The organism is Kutzneria sp. NPDC051319, from assembly GCF_040682195.1.
In the GTDB taxonomy this organism is placed as follows: Bacteria; Actinomycetota; Actinomycetes; order Mycobacteriales; family Pseudonocardiaceae; genus Kutzneria.
Window position 1 is genome coordinate 116,271 of the sequence record NZ_JBFBAM010000012.1, and the last position, 14,725, is coordinate 130,995.

Genomic DNA, 14,725 nt, shown 5'->3' on the forward strand with positions numbered 1-14,725 from the left:
GTTATGAGCTTCACCACGAAGGTGCACACCGACGACGGCGTGGTCACGATCCGGCTCACCGGCGAGCTGGACTCGCGGTCGGCCCCGTCGCTCAACGAGATCATCGTCGAGGCCACCGAGAGCACGGTGCGGCGGCTGGTGCTGCTGGCCGAGGACCTGACCTACATGTCGTCGGCCGGCCTGCGCTGCCTGGTGTTCGCGCACCAGAAGCTGGGCCGTGGCGTGGACATCGTGCTGGTCGGGGCCACACCGGAGGTGGCCGAGACGATCAGGCTGACCGGCTTCGACCGCAGCCTGGTCATGCAGGGCGCCACGGAGCGGTGATGGCGGGCCACCACCGGCTGACGCTGCGCGGTGGCGAGGCGGGCGCGGGGCGGCGGCTGGCCGACCTCGTCGCCGCCCTCGCCGGAACCGGGGGTCTCGACGCCCGCCGCTCGTACTGGCTGCGGCTGGCCGTCGACGAGATCACCACCAACATTGGCCAACACGGTTACCGGGGCCAGGGTGGACTGGTCGAGATCGAGGGCGCGGTCGAGTCCGACCGGGTCTGGGTGCGCATCACCGACGAGGCGCCGCCGTTCGACCCCCATTCCCACGACCCGGGGCCACGCCTGGCCGACGGCGTGGCGCACGACGGCGAGGGCGGCCTCGGGCTGTACCTCGCCCTGAACGGTCTGGACCGACTCGATCACACCTATGTGGACGGCCGCAACGTCAACACCTTGGTGATGGAGCGGCACGCGGGGGAGGTCCAGGACACGGACGGAGGAACGCATGGCGGCGACGATCGCGCTGGTGGTGGCGGATGAGCACGCGACGACGCGTGACCTGGACCAGGCCCTGAGAGCGGCCGATTTCGAGGTGCGCCACGCGGTTGCGGGTCAGGAGCACACGGTGGCGGCCTCGACGGAGCCGCCGGACATCGTGCTGGTCTCGGCCTCGCTGGGGCTGCACAAGCTGGCCACGCTCGGGCAGCGGTTCGCCGCCGACGGGCTGTCCCCGACGATCGTGGTGTTCCCCCAGGACGACTTCACCGCGCTGGAGGAGTGCGTCGGGGCCGGCTTCGACTGGGTGATGCCGCCGTTCTTGCCGACGTTGCTGCGCAGTCGGCTGTCAACCTGTTGGGAGCGCTCACAACTGGCGATTGCCGTCGAGGACATGGCGGCAGTGGCCAATCTCCGCGAGTACGAGCGGGATATGAGTATCGCTCGGGAGATCCAGGCCGGCTTCCTGCCCGAGCAGCTGCCGTCCGCGCACGGCTGGGACTTCGCGGTCCGCTTCCGGCCGGCCAAGGAGGTCGCCGGCGACTTCTACGACGGGTTCGAGCTGGTCAACGGCCGACGGCTGGGCTTTCTCGTGGCCGACGTGTGCGACAAGGGCGTGGGGGCGGCGCTGTTCATGGCGCTGATCCGCACGCTGCTCCGGCACACCGCCGAGCACACGGGCAGCTGGTGGCAGGACGACGTCGTGCACGATGTGTTGGTGGACAGCGAGGTCGAGGCCGGCGGCGCCCTGCCGGCGCTGGTGTCCGTCGGCGCCGGGCCGCTGGTGCAGTCGGTGGTCGGCACCAATCGCTACATGGCCCGCAACCACCTCAGGCAGGGCTACTTCGCCACGCTGTTCTTCGGCGTGCTGGACCCGATCTCCGGGGCTCTGCTGTACATCAACGGTGGACACAACCCGCCGGTGCTGGTCCGCGCCGACGGCGAGATCACCACGCTGCGGCCGACCGGGCCGGCCGTCGGCATACTGGCCGACAGCACGTACACACTGGGGCACACGACTCTCGGCCCGGGCGACTCCCTCTTTGTCTACACCGACGGTGTGGTCGACGCCCGCAACGCCGACGGCGGCCTGTTCGGCTACGAGCGCATGCTCGACGCCGTGCGAACGCCGTGCGAGACACCGGAACAGCTGCTCAACATCATGGAGACGCAGCTGGGCCTGCACGTCGGCCAGGCCGATCAGTTCGACGACATCACCATGCTCGCCGTCCGCCGGTCCGACTGACTCTCGCGAACACGAGAAAGGGGCCGCTCCCACCGGGAGCGGCCCCTTCGTCGTTCGCGTCTACGCGGCCGGCACCGAGTCCAGCCAGTGCCGACGGCGCTGCCACGGATAGCTCGGCAGCTCATGGAACTGGCCGCCGGCGTACAGCGCCTCCCAGCCGGCGTCCTCGCCGCGCAGGAACGCGTCGCGGGTCGGGCTGAGCAGCGGGTGACAGCCGCCGAGGGCCTCGCCCGCCGTCACGGACCGCAGGTTGGCCGCGAGCTCCGCCGCGGACGAACCCGCCACCACCGCGCGCACGCCGTGGTGGCTGCGCCGGCTGCTGGCCGAGAAACACACGTCGTACAGCTCAACGGGATCGACGACCCGCTCCACAACGTCGGCGTACGCCAGGCTGAGCTCACGCAGTGCGTCCGGACAACGCGCCGAGATGGGCAACAAGAAGCCTGGCACCGCACGGTCGCGCCGCTGCGCGGTCGGCACGGCCGGCGCCTCTTCGAGCACGACGTGCGCGTTCACGCCGCTGAGCCCGAAGCTGCTGACCCCCGCCATGCGCGGCCGCCCGCGGTCGGCCCACGGCGTCGCCGCGGTGGCGAGGCCGAGGACGTCGGTGAAGTCGGCCAGCACGGGATTGGGGCGGGTCACGTGCAGCGTCGGCGGGATGCGGCGGTGCTTCAACGCCAACGCCGTCTTGATCAGCCCGACCAGACCGGCGGCCACCTCCGTGTGGCCGATGTTGGTCTTGGCCGACCCGACCAGACACGGATCCCCACCGCGCCGCTGACCCAGAACTTCGGCCAGCGCGGTCAGTTCGGCCGCGTCACCGGCCGGCGTGCCGGGACCGTGCGCCTCCACGTAGTCGATTTCGGCAGCATCGACGCCGGCGTCCCGGTGCGCGGCCAGAAGCATGGCCCGCTGCCCCTCCACGGACGGCGCGACCATCGGCCCACCGCTGGACCCGTTCGACGTCACGGAAGTTCCGCGCACGAGGGCGTGGATCCGGTCCCCGTCGGCCAGCGCGTCGGACATGCGCTTGAGCACCACCACGGCCGCGCCTTCGCTGCGCACGTAGCCGTTGGCGTCCGCGTCGCCGAACCGGCAGCGGCCGTCCGGCGACAACACGCCCGCCTGAGACAGGCCCAGGTAGAGATTGGGCGACAGCAACAGGTTCACGCCGCCGACGATCGCCTTGTCCGACTCGTCGAACCACAGGCTGCGGCAGGCTTCCTGCACGGCGATGAGCGAAGCCGCACACGTGGCGTCCACGCCGACGGCCGGCCCGCGCAGGTCGAACGCGTGCGAGATCCAGCCCGCCGCCAGGCCCCACGAGCCGGCGCCGGTGGCCGCGCGCAGGTCGATCATGCCCGCGCCGACCAGCATGTCCCAGTACTCGGTGGACAAAACGCTGGTGTAGACGCCGGTTCGGCTGCCGGCCAGCTGCGTCGTGGTCAGGCCGGCGTCCTCCACCGCCTCCCAGGCCACCTCCAGCAGCAGCCGGTGCCCGGGGTCCAGCCGCATGGCGTCCCGCTCGGCCATGCCGAAGAAGTCCGCGTCGAAATCCTCGATGCCGTCCAGGAATCCGCCGCGCCTGGTGACGATGCGACCGGCCGTGCGGGGAACCGGGTCGTGCAGGGCGTCGATGTCGAACCGGGTGGCCGGCACCTCCGAAGTGGTGTCCAGGCCGCTGTCGAGAACCTGCCAGAAGTCGGCGATCCCGGAGGCTCCCGGTAATCGGCAGGCCATCCCGACCACGGCGATCGGGTCACGGTCCTGCCGGTGTGTCGAAGTCATTCCTCCCCCTCAGTTCTGGGTGCTCGGTGTCACGGTGGCGGCGCGCGCAGGGGGCGCGTGCCCGCCGTGCCGCCCGGCCAGGGTGCCGAGCGCGACGGCCACTGCCCAGCCCGAGTTGCGGGCGGCCGCGTGGAACTCGCGGGCCAACGTGGTCGCCTCGCCGATGCGACCACCGAGCAGCAGTGCGTCGATCAGGCAGCCGGTCAGATAGCCCGGCAGCCAGGGAAACTCGTTCTCGAGCAGATCCACGCAGATCAGCGCGCGCCGCAGTTGCGGGACGCTGTCCACATAACGGCCGACGGCCACGGCATTGGTCGCCCGCGCGGCGTGCGCGAACAGCCGGACCTCGGGGTCGATCGAATGCGCCAGCGCCGCCAGCGTGGCGGACGCCTCGGCCCGCTCGCCGGTCAGCGCCTGGAACCACGCCAGGTGCGCGCGGGACCGCTCGTCCTGGCTGCGGCAACGCAGCGCGAACACCGCCTCGTGGCTCATACCCAGTCCGAACGCCAGCACCATCGCCTCGACGAGCTGACGCCGACAGTCCACCGGGCCGCTGGCCGATTGCAGCAGGCGCCAGCTATCGTCGGGACGGCCGCGCAGCAGCAGCACGATGGCCCACTTGCACAGGACCTCGTCGCGCAGCCCGACCCACGTGGCCAGCCGGCACAGCATGTCGACCCGACTCAGCGCCACGGCCCGCCAGGCTTCCTCCAGAGCCTGGAGCAGGCGTTCGGTGAGCTCGTCGTCGGCCCTGGTCGCCGACGGCGTCGGGAACTCGGCCAGCTGCCAGCCGTCCGAGTGCTGTACGAGAACGTCGAACAGCCCGCGCGACACGAGTTCGCTGAGCAGTCCGGCGTTGCCACGAGTCGCGGCGTGCAGCGCGCCGGCGGTGGCGGTGCCGACGCGGACCTCACCCCCGACGAGTTCGCCCACGAGCGCGGCGACCTCGTGCGGAGTCAGTGCCCCCAGCCGCACGGTCGTCGTGTCGTGCCGGTAGCGGACGAAGTCCACGGCCGCCGGCGATCCGCTCACGCCGTGCGGCTCGGTCACCACCAAGGTGGTTCTGCTGTCCCGATTGAGCTCGCTCAGCACGAACATCGAGGCGTGGTCGATCAGATGGGCGTCGTCCACGGTGATGATCAGCCGGCGGCCGGCGGCCAGGTCCGCGATGGCCCGCACCGCGTCCGTTTCGGTCCGCACGTCCCCGGCAAGCACGGCCCGCAGCGTGGAAAGCGGCTGCCGGGACGCGCACGGTGTCACCCGGAGAACCAGTGTGTCGCTCAGGTCCATACCGCGCAGCGCCGCCGCGAGCAGGCTGCTGCGACCGGCCCCGTGTTCCCCGGTGATCACCAGCGAGGCCGGGGCCGGCGCCGTCAACGCGGCGCGAATGGTCCTCAGCTGGTCGGCTCTGCCGATGAATCCCCGAACCATGGGTGCATGTCTCCCTCCCCCACGAAACGTCCGCGGAGCCGGCGTGATCGCCGTCGACTCGTAGCGGAGGTGCGACCGCAAACGGCTTCGCTAATGCGCGGAGGGCATGCGGTAACAGATCCTTGTCGCCGCTGACGTTGGTTCGAGTATCAACTAGTTCAAATCGCCGGGTCAACAGCTACGTAACGATGTCCCCTGTAGACCAAAGGGGTCTGCTGGGTCCGCTGGCGGGCGGAGGGGCGCCGTGCACTTCATTTGCCGGCACGTGGACGATGATCGCGTCGAAGCTGTTGTCGGCCATATAGAGAACGACCAGGTGCCACTCCCTGATGCCGTGCACCGGATGGCGCAGCAAACGAGTCCTTGTCCGCTGCCCGACCACGTCGTGGCCGTTCCACCAGCGATTGAAATCCGGGCTCGCCTCACGAAGATCAGCGATGATTGCGTGCAGGGTCTTGTCCTGCGGACGCTGGGCCCAGACACCGCGGAACCGGGCGACGTAGTCCCGCGCCTCGTCCTCCCACTCGACCAGGCGGTCCCGGGCCGTCGGTTCGGTGAACGTCCACCACATGATGTTGCGCCGTTCCGGCGGCATCGCCGCGAAGTCGCCGTACCAGCTGACCGCGGCCGCGTTCCAGGCCAGCACGTCGCCGTTCTGGTTGGCGTGGTAGATCGGGCAGTCGTCCGAACTCAGCGCCGTGACCACCTCGGAGATGAACTGGCCCGGCTGCGGGTCCTGGCTCCGATTGGCCGGCGGGGCCTGGCCGTGGGCCAGCATGTGCATGTAGCGGCGCTCGTCCTCGGACAGGCCCAGCACCCGGGCCAGGCTGTCCAGCACTTCCGTGGACGGCCGAATGTTGCGCCCTTGTTCCAAATAGGTGTACCAAGTGGGACTGACCCCGGCGAGCACCGCCACTTCTTCGCGGCGCAGGCCGTTGGTGCGTCTTCTGGAGCCGGCGGGCAGCCCGACCGACTCCGGTGGGATCCGCTCTCTTCGCGTGCGCAGGAATGCGGCCAGCTCGTTCCTTTTGTCTCGGCCGTCCGGCACGCGATCCTCCTTTCGCTACTCGTCGTTCAGCGTAGAACACACACCGTGAGCCCGACCGGCTGGACGTTCGGGCAGCTCCGCTGCCCGCTCATGAGATGTTCAGCTGTTTGGCAGCGTGACCGTTCCCCGACAACCGACACACCTCTCCCAAGGTTTGTAGTTCCCAAGACCTTAGCCCAGAAACGGGCCAATAGGACCGGCCGACCGCCTGTGATCGCGCCCATCCGTCACCTGATCAGGTGTTTCGGACCCGTGACCGTGTGATCGGGGATCGGTACTGGTATTCGCAGTGCCACCACAAGCTGACTCTGCCGCCCCGCCGCGTCCCGATCGATGCTTGAGCAACGTCGAGGTAGGGGGAGGGGCTTGAAGTGGTGGTCGACCTGATCGCCGTGCTGACCGGGATCGCACTGGGCGGCGCCGCGGTGCTGAGCGTGCTGCGCACCGTCGTCAACCCGCGGAACCGGTCCTCGTTGGCGGCCCGGTTGACCGCGCGTCTCACCTACCGGCTGCTCCTGGCCAGCACCTCGGCGCTGCCGCAGCGGCGCCGCGAACGCGCGCTCGACCTGAGCGCGCCGCTGAGCCTGACGGCGCTGCTCGCCATCTGGCTCGGCGCCACGGCCGGGGCGAGCTGGCTGGTCGCCTACGGCCTGCCCGCTGGGGTGGGGCAGGCCGTGCACATCGCCGGCTGGGCGTTGGCGGGGCTGCAGGCCCTGCTGTTCTCGGTCTACCTGAGCAAGCTGATCGAGAGCTACCAGCGCCGGGAGGCCATCACCACTCGGCTGCAGGCCAGGGCCACCAGCCCGCTGGACGCCGAAGTGGTGCTGGCCGACCGGTTGCGCGGCGGCTCGCGGTCCGACCTCGGCACGGCCTTCGAGCACTGGGCCGACTGGATGGCCGACGTCCGGTCCAGCCACGCCGGCTATCCGGCGCTGCTGTACCAGCGTCCGGCCGGCCAGATGTGCTGGGTGGAGGCGGCCGTCATCGTGCTCGACGCGGCCGCGCTGACCGAGGCGGTCGCGCCGACATGGGCCCCGCCGAGCGTGCGCGTCCTGCTCGCCGCCGGCAGCGACTGCATCCAGAGGTTGGCCTGGCAGCTGAACATTCAGCTCGAGGTGCCGACCGTGAGTATGCACGGGCGCGAGGAGCGGGCCTTCTCCGACTCCGTGCGCTACGCGGCGGCCGCCGGCCTGCCGATGGAGCGGGACAGCGAGAAGTCGTGGCTGGCATTTCAGGACAGCCGCACCCGGTACGCGCCGCACGCCGACGCGATCTGCCTGCACCTCAGATATCTGAAGGGGGCATGGGGGCCGGAAACGGATAGCGGCGCCATGGGGGAGGCCGTCGCACCGCGCTCGATCCAGTGAGAGTTCGCCATTCGTCACGGTGGGGGAGAAATGCACACGATCACGAAGACGACGAATCCGGAAGCCGGCCGGGCCGGTGGCGGGCTGTCCTGGTTCTGCCAGGGGCTGTTCGCCTCGCTGCCCCGGTCCGATCAGCGCCGGTGGGCCGAGGTCTATGTGCGTGGCCTCATCGAGGTTCCCGGCCGCAAGTCCATCCGCCGCATTTCCGACCACGTCCTGGGCTGGCGGGCCGACCAGTGCCTGCAGCAGTTCGTCAACCAGAGCCCGTGGCAGTGGGAACCGGTGCGCCGCAGCCTGGCCACCCAGTTCGCCGCGACCGCGCCGGCCCGGGCGTGGGTGTTGGAGGAGGCCGTCTTCCCCAAGAACGGGGACAGCTCGGTCGGTGTGGCCAAGCAGTACGTGCCGGCCGCGCGGCGCACCATCAACTGCCAGCTGGGCGTCGCGGTGTTCATGGCCAACGAGTCCGCGAGCTGCCCGGTCAACTGGCGGCTGCTGCTGCCGCGCAACTGGTCGGACGACGAAGTCCGCCGCTCGCGAACCCATGTGCCGGAGGAGGAACGGCACCGTCCTATGTGGTCGTGCGCGCTGGACGCCATCGACGAGATGGTCACGCAGTGGGGCCTCGCCCCCGCGCCGATCGTGGTCGACGCCAGCAGCCACGCCGACATCGGCGAGCTGATCGACGGCCTTGAGCAGCGTGGACTCCGTTATCTGGTGCGGATTCCCGCCGACACCGCGGTGCCGCCGGTCAACGGCCGCCGGTTCACCGCGGGCGAGCTGGCCATGCTGGCCGCCCGCCGCGGCCAGCTGACGATGAGCTGGCGCGACCCGGCCACCCAGCGCGTCGGCTCCTCCCGGTGGATCCTCGGCGTCATTCCCAACGCGGAGAACGTGGTCCAGATGGCCCCGCACGCCGCGTACCGGCGGATGCGCCGGATCGCCGCCGAATGGCTGCCCGGCAGCATCGCGCCGACCTCGGTGTGGCTGACCAACATGCACAACGCGCGGCTGCCCGAGCTGGTCGCCCTGACCCGGCTGCGGCGGCGCACCGGCGAGGACATGGCCCGCCTCAACGACGGCTTCGGCCTGCGCCACTTCGAGGGCCGCAGCTTCCGCGGCTGGCACCACCACGTGACGCTCGCCTCCGCGGCGCACGCCTTTTCCACGCTGGCCGCCGTCGACGAGGAGTACGCCGACGAGTTGGCCACCCTGCGGCCGTACGCCTGAGGTCTGGAGGTCTCGTGCACTGGGATCCTGAGTCGGGCCGGATGAGCCCGCTGGAACACGCCCTGGTCTCGTGGCTGCCCCGCCGGCGCTGGTTCGCCGGCGGGAGACGGGACCCGCACCGGGTCGAGATCCTCTCCGCCGCCGAGCTGACCACCGACTGCGCCGCGGCCGGCGCGCTCGTTGTCGTCGAGGTGTCCTATTCGGACGGTGACACCGAGCTCTACCATGTGCCGCTGGGGCAGCGGACCGTGCTGCCGTCGGACATCGGGTCGGCGGCGGTCATGACGGCCGCCGACGGCGTGGTCTACGACGCCACCGTGGACTCCGGGCTGATGGGCTCGCTGCTGGCGATGATCGGCGCCGCCGAGACCTCCGGCAGCATCGGCTTCTGCCCGGAGCCCGGCTCGTGGATCACCGGCTGCGACCCGATTCCCGGTCGGCCGCTCGCGGTCGAGCAGTCCAACACCTCGGTCGTGTTCGGGGATCGGGCCATTCTCAAGCTGTTCCGGCATCTGGCTTCCGGCGTCAACCCGGAGCTGGAGCTGCACCGGGCCCTGAGCGGCGTGCGGGTGCCGCGGCTGCTCGGCTCGATCGAGGGCACCCTGCGCGGCGCGCCCGTGACCTTGGGCGTGCTGCACGAGTTCGCCGCCGGCTCTCGGGACGGTTGGCTGCTGGCCACCGACGCCTTGCACAACCTGGTGTCCGGTGTCGACGACGGCTCGGCGTTTGTGGCCGACGTCGAACTGCTCGGGGTTGCGGTGGCCGATGTGCACGTGGCGCTGGCCGATCGGCTCGGTGTGTCCACAATGGACGGCGAGACCCTGGCCGATGTCTTGTGCGCCCGCTTGGATCGGGCTCTGGCGGCGGCCCCCGCGCTGGGCCGGCACGCCGACCGCATCCGGGCCGTCTACCGGGCTCCCGCCGCGGCCGGCGAAAAGGTGCTGACCCAGCGCGTGCACGGGGATCTCCATCTCGGGCAGGTGTTGTGGGCCGGCGACGGCTGGCTCCTGACAGACTTCGAAGGCGAGCCCGCCGCCGAGGACCGCTCCGCCCCGCACTCGCCACTGCGCGACGTCGCCGGCATGCTGCGCTCCTTCGACTACGCCGCCGGCCAGGTCGGCGACGCGTGGTCACGGTGCCAGTCCGAGCGGTGGCTCTCCCAGGTGCGGTCGGCCTTCATCGCCGGCTACAGCCTGGAGTCCGGCGTCGACCTGGCCCGCGCCCGCTCGGTGCTGACCGCTTACGAACTGGACAAGGCGGTGTACGAGGTCGCGTACGAGACGAGGAATCGCCCTGCCTGGGCCGACATCCCGCTCCGCGCCGTCTCCGCCATCCTGGGCGGGTGACCGCCCCCTGTGCTGACGCCCCGCCCCCTTTCCGGGGCGTCAGCACAGCCTTTGTCCTTGCCCTTTGCCCTTGCCCGGAGGGATCTCGCATGAACGTCGACACCTTGCGGGGCATAGCCCTTTTCGCGGCCCTGGACAGCTCCCAGCTGGCGTGGATCGCCGAGGCCGGCGCCGAACTCTCGCTGGCCGACGGCGAGGTGCTCTTCCACGATGGGCAGCCGGCCGACGCGTTTTTCGTTCTGGTGGACGGGGAACTGGCCTTCAGCGCGCGGGACGCCGGTGGCCGGGACCAGCTCCTGACCCGGCACGTGCGCCATTCCGTTGCCGGGCACGATGTCGGCCGCGCCGAGACCGACCACGACGGCAAACCCCGTGCCGCGCATGAGTTCACCGGCGAGCTGCCGCTGCTGGCCGACGCCGACTACATGGCCACCGCCACCGCCGTCGGCCCCACGCGGGTGCTGCGCTACCTGAAGCCCCAGTTCTTCGAGATGCTCGTGCGCTGCCCACAGGTCTGCACCGTGCTGCTGCCCGTGCTGGCCTGGCGCATCCACGCCTCCGAGGTCGCCGTCCGGCGGCGGGCCACCCTGGAGGCCCTCGGCACCCTGGCCGCCGGGCTCGCCCATGAGCTGAACAACCCGGCCGCCGCCGTCACCCGCTCCGCGTCAGAGCTGGCGAACCTGTTGCCCCAGCTGCTCAAGGACTGTTCGTGCCTGGGCCGTCGCGCCGACCCGGGGGAGTTGGCCGCCGTCAACGCCACCATCGACGGGATCCGCTCGCGGGCCCCCGTTCGTGCCGTGGATCCGCTCGATGCCATGGATGCCATGGACGAGGTCACCGACTGGCTTGAGGACCGCGGCATCGACTCCACCTGTCTCGCCGACGATCTCGTCGACTGCGGGCTGCGAGTCCCCGATCTCAACGCCCTCGCCGGGCAGCTCCGGGATGACGTCGTCGGTCCGGCGATCGAGGTCGTCGCCGGTTCCCTGCGCGGGCACGCCACCGTCGCGGAAGTGATCGGCGCCGCCTCCCGCATCTCCGTGCTTGTGGCGTCCACCAAGGCGTACAGCGACATGGACCGCGCCCCCGAACGGGACGAGGTCGACGTGGTGGAGGGCATCGAGGCCACCCTGACCATGCTCGTGGCCAAGCTGACCGGGGTCCGGGTGGTGCGGGACTTCCGTGACGGGCTGCCCAAGATCTGCGGGCGTCCCAGCGAGCTCAACCAGGTGTGGACCAACCTCGTCGACAACGCCGTGGACGCCATGCCCGGCGGCGGCACCCTGACCATCACCGCCGACGGCGTTGGCGACGACCTGCTGGTCGAGTTCCGCGACACCGGCTGCGGCGTGCCCCCCGATGCCCTGCCCCGGCTGTTCCAGCCCTTCTTCACCACCAAGGACGTCGGCCGCGGCACCGGTCTCGGCCTCTACCTCTCGCACGAGATCGTCACCCGCCGCCACGGCGGCGCCATCTCGGTCTCATCGGTCCCCGGCGACACCCGCTTCTGCGTCCGTCTGCCAGTGCGGTCCTGAGTGAATCGAGCGACGCAACTCACACGAGGGGGTCCGGGGCGCAGCCCCGGCGTGGGGGTGTGGGGGCCGTGCCCCCACAAGGCGTACCAAGGGAAATGGCCCGGCGATAGCATCGCCGGGCCATTTCACGCGGGTGAGTGACGGGATTCGAACCCGCGACACCTGGGATCACAACCCAGTGCTCTACCGACTGAGCTACACCCACCATGGATCACTGTCGTTTCCGACCTTGACCGCGGTAAGCCTAGCGCATGCCGTCTTCAGCTCAAAAACGGGTTACCCCTGTCCGGCCGCCCTGAGCACCTCGGCCGCCGCGGCCTGCGCTTGTTCGCTGGTCGGACCCGGCTGCGGCACGAACGCCGTCGCCCGGTAGTAGGCCAGCTCGCGGATCGACTCGTGGATGTCGGCCAGCGCGCGGTGGGCCAGGCCCTTGGCCGGCTGCGCGTAGTAGATGCGCGGGTACCAGCGCCGGCACAGCTCCTTGATGCTGGAGACGTCGACCATGCGGTAGTGCAGGTGGCTGTCCAGCGCCGGCATGTCACGGGCGATGAAGCCTCGGTCGGTGGCGATGCTGTTGCCGGCCAGCGGTGTGGTGCGAGGGTCGGGCGCCCATTGCCGGATGTAGTCCAGCACCAGTTGCTCGGCCTCTTCGAGCGTGGTCGTCGACCGGCGCACCTCGTCGGTCAGCCCGCTGTGGGCGTGCATGTCACGCACCACGTCGGGCATCGCGTCCAGCGCTTCGTCGCCGGCGTGGATCACCACGTCGACACCGTCTCCGAGCACGTTCAGCTCCGCGTCGGTGACCAGGGCCGCGATCTCAATCAGGGCGTCTTTGCCCAGGTCGAGCCCGGTCATCTCGCAGTCGATCCACACCAGACGATCAGTCACCCGCAGGAGCCTATCCCGCCACGGTGCGTGTTCGCCTGAACGCGCGGTTTCGGACTGTTCGGCCTAGTGTCGTCGGTGCCGTTCGGGGTATCGGTTCCGGGAGGTCCGCGTGGACGCGTTCGAGGAGATCGCCGCCGGTTACGCCACCGAGGGCGGTGCGCTGGAGCTCGGGTCTGCCGTCGTCGACGGCGTCGTCAACGCCTCGGTCCGGGTCCGCCTGCCGCTGGCCACCCTGAACCGCCACGGCCTCATCGCCGGCGCCACCGGCACCGGCAAGACCAAGACCCTCCAGCTCATGGCCGAGCAGCTCTCCGCCGCCGGCGTGCCCGTCGTCATGGCCGACGTCAAGGGCGACCTCTCCGGCCTGTCCCAGCCCGGCACCGGCGGCGACAAGGTCGCCAAGCGGGCCGCCGAGACCGGCGACGACTGGGCCGCCGCCGGCTTCCCCGTGCAGTTCCTGTCCCTCGGCGACGGCGGCGGCTCCGTTCCCGTGCGGGCGACCATCACCAGCTTCGGGCCCACCTTGCTGTCCAAGGTGTTGGGCCTCAACGACACCCAGGAGTCCACCCTCGGGCTCATCTTCCACTGGGCCGACTCCCGTGGCCTGCCCCTGTTGGACACCAAGGACCTTCGCTCCGTCATCCAGCACCTGACCGGCGACGAGGGCAAGGAGGACCTCAAGGGCCTCGGCGGCGTCTCTCCCGCCACCGCCGGTGTGATCCTCCGGGCCCTGCTCAACCTTGAGGCCAACGGCGGCGACACCTTCTTCGGCGAGCCCGAACTCGACCCCGCCGACCTCATGCGCGTCGACGGCGGCCGCGGCGTCGTCACCCTCCTGGAGCTCGCCGAGCTCCAGGGCAACCCCGCCCTCTTCTCCACGTTCCTGATGTGGCTGCTGGCCCAGCTGTTCCACCAGCTGCCCGAGGAAGGCGACCTGGACAAGCCCAAGCTGATCTTCTTCTTCGACGAGGCGCACCTGCTGTTCGCCGACGCCTCCAAGGCCTTCCTGGAGCAGATCGTCCAGACCGTCAAGCTCATCCGCTCCAAGGGTGTCGGGGTCTTCTTCTGCACCCAGCTCCCCACCGACGTGCCCAATGCCGTGCTCTCCCAGCTCGGGGCCCGGGTCCAGCATGCCCTTCGCGCCTTCACCCCCGACGACCAGAAGGCCTTGGCCCAGACCGTCAAGACCTACCCCACCACTCCCCACTACGACCTCGGCAAGGCCCTCACCACCCTTGGCATCGGCGAGGCCGTCGTCACCGTGCTTTCGGAGCAGGGCGCCCCCACCCCCGTCGCTTGGACCCGCCTTCGGCCGCCCCGTTCCCTCATGGCCTCCATCGGCGCCGACGCCGTCAAGCAGGCCGCCGCCTCGTCACCCCTGTACGCCAAGTACGGCCAGGCCGTCGACCGCGAGTCCGCGTACGAGATGCTCTTGGCCAAGGTCGCCCCGCCGTCCTCCTCCGACCCCGCCGGTCCTCCAGACCCTTCAGACCCCGCGCCCCGCAAGGACTCCGCCGACCCCGGCCTCATCGGCCAGGTCCTCGGCAACCCGGCCGTGAAGTCCTTCCTCCGCTCCGCCGGCTCCGCCCTGGGCCGCGAGATCACCCGAGGAATCTTCGGAACCTCCCGCCGCCGCTGACTCCTGCGCGCCGGGGCCCCTCGGTACGTGAGTGGCTCCCTTCGCTTCCTCACCCACCTGACGTATCCGCCCGCCGACGTTCCGCGCTGTTCCTCGCCGACCTTGTTGGGGGCCTCAGTGCACCCGTCGGTCTTTCCCTTCTGCTCACTGGGGTCTCGGCCCGCCGGTGCTGTTCCCGTCCGCCCGCTGGTGTTACCGGCCTGTCCGCCGTGCTCCGGGCCCACTCGCCGGTGTTGCCGTTCGCCCGCTGGTGTTACCGGCCTGCCCGCCGTGCTCCCGGCCCACTCGCCGGTGTTGCCGGTCTGCTTGCTGGCGTGCGGGGGTCCGACCGCCTGTGTTCGCCGTCGACGCGCTGGGATTCCGTCTGCCTGGCTTCCCGATCGACCCGCTCGAGAGCTCCAGGTACGTCGCCGGCACCACAGGCCCGTCTGCTGGAGTTCTCGGTT

Annotated in this window: 12 protein-coding genes and 1 tRNA gene; 8 read left to right on the plus strand and 5 right to left on the minus strand. The window is 70.5% G+C overall.

All coding sequences use genetic code 11. The features are described 5' to 3' along the window. Positions 1–3: 3 nt before the first annotated feature. From AB0M73_RS15110 to AB0M73_RS15120, 3 genes are read left to right on the plus strand one after another with little or no spacing between them, the layout of a single operon-like run. A complete protein-coding gene (locus AB0M73_RS15110; protein ID WP_043718231.1) occupies positions 4–324 on the plus strand; it encodes an STAS domain-containing protein in 321 nt (106 codons plus the stop codon). Beyond that, on the plus strand, positions 324–809 hold the full coding sequence (locus tag AB0M73_RS15115) for an ATP-binding protein (protein ID WP_363891196.1): 486 nt from the start codon (positions 324–326) through the stop codon (positions 807–809). Before AB0M73_RS15110 ends, AB0M73_RS15115 begins: the two co-directional genes overlap by 1 nt. Beyond that, the gene (locus AB0M73_RS15120) at positions 775–2,010 is read left to right on the plus strand and encodes a SpoIIE family protein phosphatase (protein WP_363891197.1); all 1,236 of its coding nucleotides are present in this window, start codon (positions 775–777) and stop codon (positions 2,008–2,010) included. The genes AB0M73_RS15115 and AB0M73_RS15120 overlap by 35 nt, the downstream gene beginning before the upstream one ends. 60 nt (positions 2,011–2,070) lie before the next feature. Here the strand turns inward: AB0M73_RS15120 and AB0M73_RS15125 are convergent, their stop codons facing one another. The 3 genes from AB0M73_RS15125 to AB0M73_RS15135 all read right to left on the minus strand — a co-directional run bounded on the left by AB0M73_RS15125 (position 2,071) and on the right by AB0M73_RS15135 (position 6,277). Further along, positions 2,071–3,798 carry a beta-ketoacyl synthase N-terminal-like domain-containing protein gene (locus AB0M73_RS15125; RefSeq protein ID WP_363891198.1) on the minus strand — a complete coding sequence of 576 codons (1,728 nt, stop codon included), beginning with the start codon at positions 3,796–3,798 and terminating at the stop codon, positions 2,071–2,073. A gap of 9 nt (positions 3,799–3,807) precedes the next feature. Continuing rightward, positions 3,808–5,229 (minus strand): AAA family ATPase, encoded by a 1,422-nt coding sequence (locus AB0M73_RS15130; RefSeq protein ID WP_363891199.1) that lies wholly within the window; start codon positions 5,227–5,229, stop codon positions 3,808–3,810. Between the two features lie 178 nt (positions 5,230–5,407). Continuing rightward, positions 5,408–6,277, minus strand: coding sequence for a helix-turn-helix transcriptional regulator (locus AB0M73_RS15135; RefSeq protein ID WP_363891200.1), 870 nt, complete (start codon positions 6,275–6,277; stop codon positions 5,408–5,410). A gap of 371 nt (positions 6,278–6,648) precedes the next feature. Here AB0M73_RS15135 and AB0M73_RS15140 point away from each other — a divergent pair, with 371 nt between their 5' ends. The 4 genes from AB0M73_RS15140 to AB0M73_RS15155 all read left to right on the plus strand — a co-directional run bounded on the left by AB0M73_RS15140 (position 6,649) and on the right by AB0M73_RS15155 (position 11,752). Next, positions 6,649–7,644 carry a hypothetical protein gene (locus AB0M73_RS15140; protein ID WP_363891201.1) on the plus strand — a complete coding sequence of 332 codons (996 nt, stop codon included), beginning with the start codon at positions 6,649–6,651 and terminating at the stop codon, positions 7,642–7,644. 30 nt (positions 7,645–7,674) lie between these two features. After that, positions 7,675–8,871 carry an IS701 family transposase gene (locus AB0M73_RS15145; RefSeq protein ID WP_363891202.1) on the plus strand — a complete coding sequence of 399 codons (1,197 nt, stop codon included), beginning with the start codon at positions 7,675–7,677 and terminating at the stop codon, positions 8,869–8,871. A 14-nt stretch (positions 8,872–8,885) separates the two neighbouring features. Beyond that, a complete protein-coding gene (locus AB0M73_RS15150; protein ID WP_363891203.1) occupies positions 8,886–10,217 on the plus strand; it encodes a phosphotransferase in 1,332 nt (443 codons plus the stop codon). Positions 10,218–10,306: 89 nt separating this feature from the next. Next, complete coding sequence (locus tag AB0M73_RS15155; RefSeq protein ID WP_363891204.1) at positions 10,307–11,752, plus strand: ATP-binding protein; 1,446 nt, start codon at positions 10,307–10,309, stop codon at positions 11,750–11,752. Between the two features lie 132 nt (positions 11,753–11,884). Here AB0M73_RS15155 and AB0M73_RS15160 read toward each other — a convergent pair. Both AB0M73_RS15160 and orn read right to left on the minus strand, forming a co-directional pair. After that, positions 11,885–11,957 (minus strand) — tRNA-His (locus tag AB0M73_RS15160). A 71-nt stretch (positions 11,958–12,028) separates the two neighbouring features. Then, positions 12,029–12,640, minus strand: a complete 612-nt coding sequence (gene orn, locus AB0M73_RS15165) for an oligoribonuclease (protein ID WP_363891205.1) — start codon at positions 12,638–12,640, stop codon at positions 12,029–12,031. Between the two features lie 109 nt (positions 12,641–12,749). Between orn and AB0M73_RS15170 the strand changes: the two genes are divergently transcribed. Continuing rightward, positions 12,750–14,279 carry a helicase HerA-like domain-containing protein gene (locus tag AB0M73_RS15170; protein WP_363891206.1) on the plus strand — a complete coding sequence of 510 codons (1,530 nt, stop codon included), beginning with the start codon at positions 12,750–12,752 and terminating at the stop codon, positions 14,277–14,279. Positions 14,280–14,725 lie beyond the last annotated feature (446 nt).